Genomic DNA, 12,102 nt, shown 5'->3' with positions numbered 1-12,102 from the left:
GGGTCCACCCCGCCTCCCCCCCCGGCTCTTCCCCCGGTACGGGGGGGGCCAATAACCCCCCGGCGGCGGGGTTCACCCTTTGGCCCCCCCCGAGCGGAGCGAGGTGGCGACATGAGGCGACGCACGCCGGGCGGCGGCGAGGAGGCGATGGACCTGGAGGTCCTCGCCCGCGACGACATGCTGCTCGACGCGCTCGGCCACGGTGAGGCGGCGCCCACCGACGACGACCTGGCGGTGCTGCTCGCCGCCTGGCGCGCCGACCTCGCCGACGGCGCCCCCGAGCCGGCAAACCTCCGCCCGCCGGCCCCGAACGGGGACGCGCCGGCAGTTCCGCTGCGCCCGGCCGGCCGATCCCTTCGGCCCCGCCCCTGGGCGCTGCGCCTCGCCGCGGCCGGGGTCGCGCTACTCGCCCTGGTCTCCGGGTTGGGCATCGGCAGCCGCAGCGCGGAGCCGGGCAGCCCGCTCTGGTCGTTGACGAAGCTGCTGTACCCGCAGCAGGCCGAGGTGCGGGTCGTCGAGCAGACCATCGCCGAGGCCCGGGCCGCGTTGGCCGCCGGGCGGCTCGACCACGCCCGGCAGCTGGCCGATCAGGCACACGGCGAGCTGACCGCCGTCACCGACCCGTCCGCCGTCGACCGGCTGCGCGGCGAGCTCGACGCCCTGTCGGCGGAGCTGACAGGCACCTCGACCACGGTTGCGCAGACGGCCGCTCCGTCCTCCCCCGCACCGACCCTACGCCCGACCGGCTCCCCCTCCCGGCCAAGCGCCGCCACGTCGGCCCCCGGGCCGGCACCGTCCCGGCCGGGCACACCGCCCGCCGAGCCGAGCGGTTCGCCAAGTCGGGCCCAGAGTCCTCTCCTGCCATTGCCTCAGCTGCCCCTACCGCTGCCCTCTTCACCCCTGCCCTCTTCACCGCTGTTCTCGCCGCCGCTCTCGCCGCGGCCGAAGCAGCCCCTCCCCACCGGCGACCTGCTCCCCTGACCCACCCCGCCCCCGCCCCCGTCCCTCGCCGCCCGCCCCTCGCCCCGGTCGTCGATCTTGCACTTTCGGACCTCGATCCGCGTGGAATGCCCGTTGTGTACGGGCAGAAAGTGCAAGATCGACGGGGTGGGGGGCAGCGCGGGGGGGTGGTTAGGGGGTGGGGGGTTTGGGGGTGGTGGTTTGGGTCGGGGGCAACGTGGGGGTTGCCTTCCGGCGGCGGAGCAGCACCAGCCCGGCGAGGAAGGTCATCGTGGGCACCAGGACCAGCGCCGCCCACCTCGTGACCGCCAGCGGGATGGTGTAGAGCCCCAGCGCATCCACCACCTCGCCGGCCAGCGGGGTGTCGATGAGCAGGGTCAACGCGGCGACCGGCGACAGCAGCACCACGAGCCGCCAGCGGACCCGTGGGTCGAGGGCCGCCAGACCGAACAGGACGGCCACCGCGGCCAGCCCGAGGACGGCCAGGAAGAGCAGGATCACGAGCGGGCTGCGGGCGTACAGCCCGTGGAAGGAGTACCACGGGTTCCCGTCGGCCGGGTCGGCGGTGGGATGGCCGAGCCGGCTGGCCGCCAGCACCCCGACCGGCAGCACCGCGGCCAGGGTGAACGCCCCCAGCCCACGCCGACCGAGCAGCCGCAGGGCCCGCCGGGGCGGCGCGGGCAGGGTGAGCGTTCCGGCGGCCAGCAGGGCGAGCGCGAACTGCGGCAGGGTGCCGATCACGTACGCCGGCTGGCCGGTGACGCTCGACCCGACCAGGACCACCCAGGCGGCCACGCCAGCCCAGGCGAGCCCGGCGGCCACCCGCCGGAGCCCGACGAGCGCGGCCACGAGGACGGCCGCCCAGCCGCCCACCCGCAGCCAGTCGACCTGGTCCGGGCCGCCGGGCCGCACCGGCGGTGGCAGCAGCGGGTCCGGCACCGCCTGGTCGACGAGGCTCCATCCGGCGGCGGCGAACAGGACCAGCGCCACCAGAACGCCGGTCACGGCGGCGGCATCCGCCCAGGCCGGCTCGGTGAACCCCCGTGCGCCCACCCGTAGCCGCGCCCGCAGGCCGGCGCCCAGCAGATTGACCGCGTCCCCGACGCTCGGCCGGGTCTGCCCGGGCCGCGCGTCGGCGAGGAGAACGGCGAGCATCTCGTCCTCGTAGGCCCGGCGGTGTTCCCACGGGTAGACGGCGAGCAGCCGCCGGTAGCGGCGCTCCAGCTCGTCGGCGCTCACGCGGTCCCTCCCTGGGGAAGCAGGCCGGCGCGGCGCAGCCGCCGGTTGGCGGCGTCGGCGTTGCGGCGCAGCCGGGCGACCTCGTCGGCGAGGCGGGCCGCGCCCAGCGCGGTGAGCCGGTAGTAGCGGCGCAGCCGGGACTGCACCACCTCCTCGCGGTCGACCTCGATGAGGCCGTCGGCACGTAGTCGGTCGAGTACGGCGTAGAGGGTGCCGGCGCGCAGCCGGACCTGGCCGTCGGAGATGCGCAGCACGTCCTCGATGACGGCGTACCCGTGTTGGGGTGTCTCGGCCAGCGCGGTGAGGACCAGGAATGTGGGTTCCCGCATCGGACTGTCGGTCATGCCGAGCAGCATATACAGATTGCCGGTATATGCGCTGCCCCGTCACTGCGGCCGGTGGCCGTCCCCCTCGGCAGCCGCAGCGACTCGCTCGGTGGTCGGGCCGAGCGCCTGGTCCGGTTCGGTTGCCCCCGGCCCGCCGGGTCCCGCCTGCTCCCGGGCGCGCCGCCCGTACTCCTGGAAGAACTGCAGCAGCTCCACCGGGAACGGCATGACCAGGGTGCTGTTCTTCTCCGCCGCCACGTCGACCACCGTCTGCAGCAACCGCAGCTGGTACGCCCCCGGCGTGTTCGCCATCGCCCGGGAGGCGTCGGCGAGCCGCCGCGACGCCTGGAACTCGCCGTCGGCGGCGATCACCCGGGCCCGGCGTTCCCGCTCCGCCTCGGCCTGGCGGGACATCGACCGCTTCATCCCCTCGGGCAGCGCCACGTCCTTCACCTCGACCCGCTCGATGAGCAGGCCCCACGGCTTCTCGGTGGGCGCGTCGATGACCGCCTTCAGCTCGGCGTTGATTCTGTCCCGGTCCCGCAGCAGGGTGTCGAGGTCGGCCTTGCCGATCACCGACCGCAGCGCGGTCTGCGCCACCTGGAGCACCGCCGCCGGGTAGTCCCGCACGTTCACCAGGGCCTTGACCGGGTCGACCACCCGGTAGTAGACGACCGCGTCGACGGTGAGCGTGACGTTGTCCCGGGTGATGACGCCCTGCGCGGGCACCCCGATCACCGTCGTCTGCATGCTGACCCGCACCATCCGGTCGGCGACCGGAATGATCAGTTGGAAGCCGGGTTGCCGGATTCGCTCCAGCACCCGGCCGAAGCGGAACACCACGCCGCGCTGGTACTGCTGCACCAGCCGGACGCTCAGCGACAACCCGAGCAGCGCGATCGCGACGACGATGACCGCTGCGACGACGGCGGCGACTGCCATGGTCCCCCTCGATCCCGGAGGCGGCCGCCTCCCGGCGCCGCGCGTACCCCGTTCGCCGCCGTCCATTCCCGCTCGCGGGCCCCTTTCGCCGCCCGGGAACGCTGGCCCGGCCGGGTCAACGGTTCAGGTCCCTGACGAGATGGGCTCCGTCGCGGAACTCGAAGACGGTCAGCTCCGCCTCGTACACCTCGCGGAAGTAGCCGCCGAACCCGTCCTCGGCGACGTGCGGCGCGAGGAGGTCGAGGATGGCACTCAGCTCCCCCATGTCGTCGTCGAGCCAGTAGTTCCGGCTGTGCGGGCCCCACTCATACACATCGCCGGCAGCGGTGAAGCCGACTTTCTACCGGCGCAGCGACGCCACGTCGCCCCCGGGAAGGTAGCTGCCCGGGTCCGGCTCCAGCAGCGGGTACGGGTGCTCGCCCGGGTCCAGCGTGGCGGGCCGCTCGTCGCGCAGTCCGAGATGCCAGCGGAGGGCGTCGAGTACCTCCGGCGGCGTCTCGTCGGCCAGGAAGCAGGTGAGGACCACCTCGTAGTGCAGGCTCACGGACCGCTCCTCCCGGCCAACTGGACGGCATCACATCAAAGGAGCCGGGAGTCAGAAGCGGCGGGCCGGGGGGATTCCCCGCGGCGGAGCCGAGCGCAGCAGCCACACCGGGTTGCCGGTCCCGACGATCGCGCCGTCCCTCCCCCGGACCTGGGTGCGGACGTACGCCCCGCCGCCCGGCTCGACCCGCAGATCGTGCCAGCCCTGCCGGAGTTGCCGGCCGGGCACCGTGCTGGTGCGGGTCGCCGGGGTCGGGTCGGCGAGCCCGGCCAGGTCGACCGTGCCGGTGACCACCTCCAGCGACGCGCCGGCCGGCAGGTCGGTGGCGCGCAGGCGTACCGCCAGCTCGGCGACGTCGGTGAGCACCACGGCGCCCATCGCGGTGCGGCCGGCGACCTCGAGGTCGAGGGCGCCGCGGTAGCGGGCCAGGTCGGTGAACCAGGCCCGCCCGGCGCGCAGCGCCGCCACCAGTTCGTCCCGGTCGGTGGCGGACGCCCAGACGTACGTGAGGTGGCGGTCCTTCCGCGCTCGCCAGTCGGTGCCGTCGTGGTCGTCGGTGACCCCGACGGCGGTGACGAAGACCGCGTTGCGGGCCGCCACGTCGTACGCCCAGAGGTGATCGTCCAGCGGCGCGCGACCGATTTCGATCAGGTCGACGCCGAGGGCGTTCCGGTCCACCAGCAGCCGCGCCAGCGAGTCGCGCCGCTCCACGTCGAGCGGGTGGTTCCAGCAGACCACGCCGCCGTGCGCGTGCAGGAACTCCACCATCCGCTCGGTCGCCGCGGCGTCGTTGTCGCGGTACGGCGGTGACGGGAACTCCGGCAGCGTCTGGTCACCGCCGAACCAGTTGAGGTGCCGGACCAGGGACACCTCGTACGCCCGGTGGTGGGTGACCTCCGGGAACGCCCCGTCGTACGCCCGCAGCACCTCGGCGCGCAGCTCCTCGCCGGCCTGGCCGGCCCGGCGGGCCCGGTCGAAGACCAGCCGGTCGACGACGAAGCTGCCCCGCTCGCCGGCCTGCACGGTCAGCCCGAGGCGCAGCCCGCGCAGCGAGTTGTCCCCGGCGACCAGGTCGGGCCAGAGCCGCCGGACGTCCGCCAGCAGCGGCAGGGTGAGCCGCTGCCACTGCCCGGGCCGGGCGGGCAGGTCCACGGTGCCGACCAGGGCGTCGGTGGTGTGCCCGGCGGGCCGGCCCGCGCCGATGCGGTAGCGCAGGACGAGCTGGCCGGCGGGCCGGCCGGGCCCGGCGGGATGGTGGGAGAGGGCGATCTCGACGATCAGCGCCGCCTGCGGTCCCGCCGCCTCGGGCAGCACGTCGAGGTGGAGGGTGGTGTCGGAGATGTTGCCGGTGTGCGTCCAGTTCCAGGCCTGGCCGGCGTACCAGAGGATGCCGTCGCCGGTGGCGGTGAGGCGCAGCGCCTTGCCGGGGTCGTCGGCGCCGTGCGGGCGGTCGACGTGGTCAGCGCCGGACGCGGTGAGCCGGCCCTCGGTGGACGCCTGCCAGGTCCAGGCGAGCCGGCCCTCCAGCTCCTCCGCGCCGTCGAAGTGGACGGTCCGGCGGTGATCGTGGGCGGCGACGCGGAAGTCGTGGTCGGTCCACCAGACGACGTCGACCTCGTTGCGGCGGGCCTGGTCGAGGTGGGCGGCGTAGCTGGCGATGCCCTCGCTGAACGAGGCATGGATGTGCATGGCCATGCTGATCGGGCGCCGGCCCCGGGCCGGGACGCGCGGTGCGGTCGCGGAGGTGGCGGCGAGGGCGGCGGGCACGGCGAGCCCGGCGACGGCGAGGCCGCCGGCTGTGACGAGCAGACTCCGTCGGTCCAGCCGTGGCTGATCGCCCATTCAACTCCCCCTGCCCGGTGCCGGTCGTCGCGCCAGCCTACGGCCGGCGGCGCGGAGTCGGGATCCGGCACGCGAGTGGATGCCCTCGCCCAGCCATCCGCCCGAGTTGACCGCACTGGCCCACATTCGACCGTCCGCAGTTGCCGGCCGATCGATTCTGGTCGCCGTCAGCCCCTAGCGCGGCGCGCGTTCTTGGCAATATCCTCCGTGGCACGCGCGGCCTTTGAAGTTCCTTTACATGCCCTGGTCCTTGGCCTGCCGCGGAGGAGATGACATGCACTTCAACCACCCTGAGCTGGACCGCCGTACCCTGCTGCGGGCCGGCCTGGGCGCCGCCGCGGTCGCGGTCGTCGGGAGCGAACTCGCCTTCCCCGCCGCCGCGCAGGCCGCGCCGGGCGCCGACCTCGACTGGATCATCAGCTGCGACGAGTGGGGCGCCCGGCCACCGGCGGATCCGCTGTCGATCAGCGCGATCGCCACCAACAAGATCATCGTGCACCACATGGCGTTCCCGAACAGCACCGACTACTCGGAGGAGCACGCCAAGCAGCTCGCCCGCGACTGCCAGAACCTGCACATGGACGGCAACGGCTGGTCGGACACCGGCCAGCACTTCACCGTCAGCCGGGGCGGCCACGTACTGGAGGGCCGGCGCGGCAGCCTGGAACGCCTCGCGGCCGGCGACCGGCAGATGATCTCGGCGCACTGCCCCGGCGAGAACGGCCGGGCCATCGGCATCGAGAACGAGGGCACCTACGTCACCGACACCCCGCCGCAGGAGCTGCTCGACTCCCTGGTCAAGCTCTGCACCACCATCTGTCAGCAGTACGGGCTGCACGCGCACGACATCTTCGGCCACTGGGACTTCCGGGCCACGCTGTGCCCGGGGGCGATGTTCTACCGGGAGTTCCCGACGCTGCGCCGCCGGGTCTTCGCCAACCTCGGCACCCACCTGTCCGACGTGCCGGCCCGCCGCTGGCCGGACATCTGGCGGTTCGTCGGCGGACCCGTCGTCAAGGTCGCGCAGTACCTGCTCACGTTCCGCGGCTACACCGTCCCGGTCAACGGCGTCTTCGACGCCGCCACCGTCGCCGCCGTGCAGGACTGGCAGGCCCGCAACGGCATCCCGGTCGACATCGACGCCACCCTCACCACGCCGACCTGGGAGACCCTGGCGCCCGAGCTGGACAAGGACGCGGCCGGCATCCCGGTCAGCGCGGTGCAGTTCATGCTCAACTCCAAGGGCTACGCCGACGTCGCGATCACCGGCGAGTACGACTACGTCACCAAGAAGGCCCTCAAGGACCTGCAGCACCTGCACGGTCTGGAGCCGAACGGCAAGGTCAGCACCACCACCTGGTGCGCCCTGGTGGGGGGCGTGGTGCGTCAGTCGTTCCAGAAGGACTGACCGACGCACGGCGGGGAGGGCGGTGGAGGTGTCAACGGCGACACCTCCATCGCACCGTCCGTCATCGCCTCGTCGCGCCTCGTTGGCACCGGCCCGTCGCTCTGCGACGATCCCCAGGTCACAATTGAGGAGGCGACATGATCAAACTCAACCCGTACCTCAGCTTCCGCGACACGGCGCGCGAGGCGATGGAGTACTACCAGCGGGTGTTCGGCGGGACCTTGCGGACGAGCACCTTCGGCGAGTTCGGCAACCCGGAGCCCGGGCTCGCCGACCTGGTCATGCACTCGCAGCTGGAAACCGACCGCGGCTTCACGCTGATGGCCTCCGACACGCCGCCGGAGATGGCCCCCACCGTCGGCAACAACGTCACGGTGAGCCTGAGCGGCGACGACGCGGACGTGCTGCGTGGCTACTGGGACATGCTCGTCGACGGCGGCACCGTGACCGTCCCGCTGGAGAAGCAGATGTGGGGCGACGAGTTCGGCATGTGCGTGGACCGGTTCGGCATCGGCTGGCTGGTGAACATCAGCCAGCCTGAGCCCTGATCCGCACCGGCCAGGGGACGTCGCCCGAACGGCGGTGTCCACGATGGTCTTCCCGGCGCTAGCGTACCCAGAGCTCCCGCTGACGCGGGCGCCCCGGCCGGAGAGGACCAGCGTATGGAAGGCACCTCGCACCGCAGGCTCCTGACCCGGCTGGTCGCCGCGGTCGCCGTCGTGGCGGCCAGCCTGGGACTGATCGCCCCGCCGGCGTACGCGGCGGCCGGGCCCAAGGTCGCGGTGATGACCCGCAACCTCTACCTCGGTGGGAACCTCACGCCGTCGATCGCCGCGCCGACCCTGCCGGCGTTCATGGCCGCCAACGCGGCCCTGCTGAGCCACGTGGACCTGGTCAACTTCCCGGCCCGGGCGGCGCTGGTCGCCAAGGAGATCCGCGAGCGCGACCCCGACCTGGTCGGGCTGCAGGAGGTGGCGCTGTGGCGTACCGGGGCGATCGGTGACCCGGCCCCGGCCACCCAGGTCCGGTACGACTACCTGGCGCTGCTGATGGCCGAGCTGGCCGCCTCCGGTCACCCGTACGACGTTGCCGTGGTACGCGAGGAGGCCGATCTGGAGGGCCCGGCCGCGGCACCGCACAACGTGGACGTCCGGCTCACCATGCGGGACGTGGTCCTGGTGCGACACGGTGGGCGGATCAAGGTGACCGGCACGTCGTCCGGCAATTACGTCAACAATCTGGTCTTCCCGCTGTCGGCCGTCGGCGGCACCGCCACGAGCACCCGCGGCTGGACGGCGGTGGACGCGGTACTGGGCAGCCGGTCGTTCCGGTTCGTCAACACCCACCTGGAGGCGTACCACCCCGGCGTACGGCTGCTGCAGGCGCAGGAGCTGCTGCGCGGACCGCTGAACGTGCCCGGACGGCTGATCCTCGTCGGTGATCTGAACTCCGGCCCCGAGCTGCCCGACCCGGACAACCGGCTCGCCTACTTCGCCCTGGTGGCCGGCCGGATGGTCGACACCTGGCCGATCCTGCACCCCGGCGACCCCGGTTACACCGCAGGGCTGGGTGACGACCTGACCCAGCCGGCCGACGACGTCGAGCACCGGATCGACATGGTGCTGGTCCGCGGCTCGGTGGTGCCGCTGGCCAGCGAGGTCTTCGGCACGCAGCGCCGGACGCCGGACGGGCGGTGGGCGTCGGATCACCTGGGTCACCAGGCGGTGCTCGCACTTCCGTAACCGCTGGACCCGAGCGCGGACCGGGCGGCACGAATACGATCACCGGGTGGCCGGCGCGCAGGACATCCCGCACGAGCGGTCGCGCCGATCGACGGCGCGGCGATGAGCGCCGGCCCGGTGCCGATCGGGCCGACCCTGGTCGCCGCCCTGTTCGGGCTGACCGTGGCGGCCGCCGCCGTGCTGCGGCTCAGCGGGGTCGGCCGGGGTCGGGCCGTCCTGACCGCGGCCGCGCGGGCCACCGTGCAGCTCGGCGTGGTGTCGCTGGTCATCGTCGCCGTGCTGACCGCCTGGTGGAGCACCGGGGCGTTCATCCTGCTCATGTACGTGGTCGCCAGCATCACCGCCCGACGGCGGATCGGGCCGTCCTGCCCGCGCGGGGTCGCCCCCCTGGCGATCGCGGCCGGGGTGCTGCCGAGTCTCGGCGTCCTGCTGGTCAGCCGGGCCCTGCCGGCGACGCCGCTGGCGGTGCTGCCGACGGCGGGCATCCTGATCGGTGGCGCGATGACCGCGACCAGCCTGGCCGGCCGGCGCACCCTGGACGAACTGCGCGCCCGGCACGGCGAGTACGAGGCCGGTCTCGCCCTGGGGCTGCTCCCCCGCGACGCGGCGCTGGAGGTCTGCCGGCCGGCCGCCGGGCAGGCGCTCATCCCCGCGCTGGACCAGACCCGCACGGTCGGCCTGGTCACCCTGCCGGGCGCGTTCGTCGGCGTGCTGCTCGGCGGGGCGGGGCCGGTGCAGGCCGGAGCGACCCAGTTGCTCATCCTGCTCACCCTGCTGGCGGTCGAGGCGGTGGCGATCGCGCTGGCCCTCGAACTGCTCGTCCGCGACCGGGCCCGCACCGCACCCTGAACCGCCCCGGCGGGTGTACCGGGACCACGACCGGGTACAGGCCGGCGGATGACCAGGGTCCGCAACCTGCGCGTCCGTCCCGACCTGCTGTACGTGGCGAGCGGGTGGAGCACCCTGGTCACCGACGTGCGCGGCCGGATCAGCGGCGCCGGCCCGCAGGGCTTCTTCGCCCGTAACACCCGGGTGCTCAGCCGGGAGCGGATCACCGTCGACGGCCGCGAGCCGGTCCCGTTCGCCGCCGCGAACGTGCAGGGGCACGCCCAGCTGTCGTACGCCGAACTCGGTGACGGCGAGGTGGTGCCGTCGCGGGCCGCGTACCTGCTGACCGAGCGGTTCGTCGGGCCGGGCCTGCGGATCCGGTTCACGGCGGTCAGCTACGCACAACGGCCGCTGCGGTTTCCGGTGCGGATCCGCGTCGAGGCGGACTTCGCCGACACCAGCGAGGCGGAGACGGGCCGCCGCTTGCAGACCGGCGGCGTCGGCACCGCCTGGGACCCGGCGGCGGGGGAACTGCGCCTGACCTACCTGCGCGACGACCTCGACCGCGCGGTCGCGGTCCGGATCCGGGCCGACGCCCCGGTCGAGTACGCCGACGGCGCGTTCGCCGTCGACCTGGCCGTGCCCCCGCGTGACAGCGCCCGGGTGGAGCTGCTGGTGGAGCCGGTCTTCGACGGGGAGCGGCTGCCCGCTCCCCCGGCGACGTTCGCCGAACCCGACGACACCGCGGCCCGCGCCCGGGCCCGGCTGGCCACCGAGCTGGCCCGGTTGAGCAGCAGCAACTTCGACGTGACGGCGGCCTGGCGGTGTGCCGTGGAGGACCTGGCCGTGTTGCCGCTCGGCGAGCCGGCCGGCCCGACGGCGCCGATCGCCGGGCTGCCCATCTACCAGGAGATCTTCGGTCGGGACACGATGACCGCCTCCTGGCAGGCGCTGCTGGCCGGTCCGACCATGCTGGCCGACAGCCTGCGGCTCATCGCCGGCCACCTTGGTGAGCGGCTGGACGACTGGCGCGACGAGGAACCGGGCAAACCGCTGCACGAGGCCCGGCAGGGGCCGGTCTCCGCGCTCGGGCTGAACCCGTTCACCGCCTACTACGGCGACTGGTCGACCGCGCCGGACTTCCTGGTCTTCCTCGGGCAGTTCCTCGCCTGGACCGGAGACCTGGACACGGTGCGGGAGTTGCTGCCGACGGCCCGACGGGCGCTGGACTGGCTCGACCGGTACGCCGACCCGGACGGCGACGGCTTCCTCGAGTACCACTGCCGGTCCCGGGCGGGATTGAAGAACCAGGGCTGGAAGGACTCCGACACCGCGATCGTCGACGAGGACGGGCGGCCGGTCGCCAATCCGATCGCCACCAGCGAGTTGCAGGCCTACTGGTACGCCGCCCTGCGGCACGCCGCCGTGGTGTTCACGATGACCGGCCACCCCGCACGCGGCGCCGCCCTACTGGCCCGGGCACGGGCGCTGCGTCGCCGCTTTCATCGCGCGTACTGGCTGCCCGACCGGGGCTGCTACGCGATGGCGCTCGGGCCGGACAAGCGGCCGGTACGCTCGACCAACTCCAATGACGGGCACCTGCTGGCCACCGGTATCGTGCCGGTCCGGGCCGCCGCGCTGGTGGCCGACCGGCTGTTCGCGCCCGACATGTTCAGCGGCTGGGGGGTGCGGACGCTCTCGGCCGACCACCCCGCGTACAACCCGTTCAGCTACCACCGCGGCAGCGTCTGGCCGGTGGAGGCGGGAACGATCGGTCTGGGGCTGGCCCGGTACGGCTGCTGGGAGCAGCTGCACCGGCTGGCCGAGGGGATGTTCGCCGCGGCGGCGCTGTTCGAGGAGCACCGGCTGCCCGAGGTGCTCAGCGGCCTGCCCCGCGACCCGGCTCACCCGCACCCCGGCGTCTACCCGAACTCCTGCTCCCCGCAGGCCTGGTCGGCCAGCGCGATCGTCGCCCTGGTCCAGGCGCTGCTGGCGCTGCGGCCGGCCGCGTCGCTGCGCACGATCGTCGTGGATCCGCACCTGCCCGAGTGGCTGCCCGACCTGCGGCTGGAGGGCGTACGGGTCGGACGTGCCACGGTCGACCTGGCCGTACGGCGCCGGCGCGGCGGACGGACCTCGCTGACCGTGCGCGGCGACCGGCTGGCGGTGATCCGCCGGGCCCCGCGCCAGGCGATCTCCATGCGTCGCCGCCGGGTGTAGCCGGGCCCGATCCGGGAACCCGGCCCGGAACTGGGGCCGTAGACGAAAGGG

12 protein-coding genes are annotated in these 12,102 nt (G+C 73.8%); 6 read left to right on the top strand and 6 right to left on the bottom strand.

Translation table 11 applies throughout. The features are described 5' to 3' along the window. The first annotated feature begins 111 nt into the window (after positions 1-111). Complete coding sequence (locus ABZ570_RS24585; protein WP_358068030.1) at positions 112-981, top strand: hypothetical protein; 870 nt, start codon at positions 112-114, stop codon at positions 979-981. Between the two features lie 150 nt (positions 982-1,131). Here ABZ570_RS24585 and ABZ570_RS24580 read toward each other — a convergent pair whose 3' ends face one another. From ABZ570_RS24580 to ABZ570_RS24555, 6 genes are all read right to left on the bottom strand, one after another. Continuing rightward, the gene (locus ABZ570_RS24580) at positions 1,132-2,199 is read right to left on the bottom strand and encodes a hypothetical protein (protein ID WP_358068027.1); all 1,068 of its coding nucleotides are present in this window, start codon (positions 2,197-2,199) and stop codon (positions 1,132-1,134) included. After that, positions 2,196-2,543, bottom strand: a complete 348-nt coding sequence (locus tag ABZ570_RS24575; protein ID WP_358068024.1) for a PadR family transcriptional regulator — start codon at positions 2,541-2,543, stop codon at positions 2,196-2,198. The genes ABZ570_RS24580 and ABZ570_RS24575 overlap by 4 nt, the downstream gene beginning before the upstream one ends. Before the next feature lie 42 nt (positions 2,544-2,585). Then, positions 2,586-3,467: an SPFH domain-containing protein gene (locus ABZ570_RS24570; RefSeq protein ID WP_358068021.1), complete on the bottom strand. Its 882-nt coding sequence runs from the start codon at positions 3,465-3,467 to the stop codon at positions 2,586-2,588. A 115-nt stretch (positions 3,468-3,582) separates the two neighbouring features. Next, a complete protein-coding gene (locus ABZ570_RS24565; RefSeq protein ID WP_358068018.1) occupies positions 3,583-3,780 on the bottom strand; it encodes a hypothetical protein in 198 nt (65 codons plus the stop codon). Between the two features lie 27 nt (positions 3,781-3,807). Further along, positions 3,808-4,011, bottom strand: a complete 204-nt coding sequence (locus tag ABZ570_RS24560) for a hypothetical protein (RefSeq protein ID WP_358068015.1) — start codon at positions 4,009-4,011, stop codon at positions 3,808-3,810. A gap of 51 nt (positions 4,012-4,062) precedes the next feature. After that, a complete protein-coding gene (locus ABZ570_RS24555; RefSeq protein ID WP_358068012.1) occupies positions 4,063-5,853 on the bottom strand; it encodes a hypothetical protein in 1,791 nt (596 codons plus the stop codon). A 274-nt stretch (positions 5,854-6,127) separates the two neighbouring features. On the opposite strand from ABZ570_RS24555, the gene ABZ570_RS24550 reads away from it, so the two are divergent. The 5 genes from ABZ570_RS24550 (at position 6,128) to ABZ570_RS24530 (ending at position 12,051) form a co-directional block, all read left to right on the top strand. Further along, complete coding sequence (locus ABZ570_RS24550; protein ID WP_358068009.1) at positions 6,128-7,261, top strand: N-acetylmuramoyl-L-alanine amidase; 1,134 nt, start codon at positions 6,128-6,130, stop codon at positions 7,259-7,261. Between the two features lie 137 nt (positions 7,262-7,398). After that, on the top strand, positions 7,399-7,809 hold the full coding sequence (locus ABZ570_RS24545; protein ID WP_358068006.1) for a VOC family protein: 411 nt from the start codon (positions 7,399-7,401) through the stop codon (positions 7,807-7,809). Positions 7,810-7,923: 114 nt separating this feature from the next. Then, complete coding sequence (locus tag ABZ570_RS24540; protein WP_358068003.1) at positions 7,924-9,003, top strand: endonuclease/exonuclease/phosphatase family protein; 1,080 nt, start codon at positions 7,924-7,926, stop codon at positions 9,001-9,003. Positions 9,004-9,105: 102 nt separating this feature from the next. Further along, on the top strand, positions 9,106-9,852 hold the full coding sequence (locus ABZ570_RS24535; RefSeq protein ID WP_358068000.1) for an ABC transporter permease: 747 nt from the start codon (positions 9,106-9,108) through the stop codon (positions 9,850-9,852). A gap of 48 nt (positions 9,853-9,900) precedes the next feature. Next, a complete protein-coding gene (locus tag ABZ570_RS24530) occupies positions 9,901-12,051 on the top strand; it encodes a glycogen debranching N-terminal domain-containing protein (protein ID WP_358067997.1) in 2,151 nt (716 codons plus the stop codon). Positions 12,052-12,102: the final 51 nt, after the last annotated feature.

This window comes from Micromonospora sp. NPDC007271 (genome assembly GCF_040634005.1).
Classification (GTDB): Bacteria; Actinomycetota; Actinomycetes; order Mycobacteriales; family Micromonosporaceae; genus Micromonospora.
Note: the sequence above shows the minus strand (reverse complement) of the source record. Positions and strands in the feature narration are given on the sequence as shown.

What these genes read in the sequence shown, in the direction of transcription:
- ABZ570_RS24570 (WP_358068021.1), bottom strand. Translation starts at nt 3,467, where the DNA reads ATGGCAGTCGCCGCCGTCGTCGCAGCGGTCATCGTCGTCGCGATCGCG.
- ABZ570_RS24555 (WP_358068012.1), bottom strand. Translation starts at nt 5,853, where the DNA reads ATGGGCGATCAGCCACGGCTGGACCGACGGAGTCTGCTCGTCACAGCC.
- ABZ570_RS24585 (WP_358068030.1), top strand. Translation starts at nt 112, where the DNA reads ATGAGGCGACGCACGCCGGGCGGCGGCGAGGAGGCGATGGACCTGGAG.
- ABZ570_RS24575 (WP_358068024.1), bottom strand. Translation starts at nt 2,543, where the DNA reads ATGACCGACAGTCCGATGCGGGAACCCACATTCCTGGTCCTCACCGCG.
- ABZ570_RS24540 (WP_358068003.1), top strand. Translation starts at nt 7,924, where the DNA reads ATGGAAGGCACCTCGCACCGCAGGCTCCTGACCCGGCTGGTCGCCGCG.
- ABZ570_RS24530 (WP_358067997.1), top strand. Translation starts at nt 9,901, where the DNA reads ATGACCAGGGTCCGCAACCTGCGCGTCCGTCCCGACCTGCTGTACGTG.
- ABZ570_RS24550 (WP_358068009.1), top strand. Translation starts at nt 6,128, where the DNA reads ATGCACTTCAACCACCCTGAGCTGGACCGCCGTACCCTGCTGCGGGCC.
- ABZ570_RS24545 (WP_358068006.1), top strand. Translation starts at nt 7,399, where the DNA reads ATGATCAAACTCAACCCGTACCTCAGCTTCCGCGACACGGCGCGCGAG.
- ABZ570_RS24535 (WP_358068000.1), top strand. Translation starts at nt 9,106, where the DNA reads ATGAGCGCCGGCCCGGTGCCGATCGGGCCGACCCTGGTCGCCGCCCTG.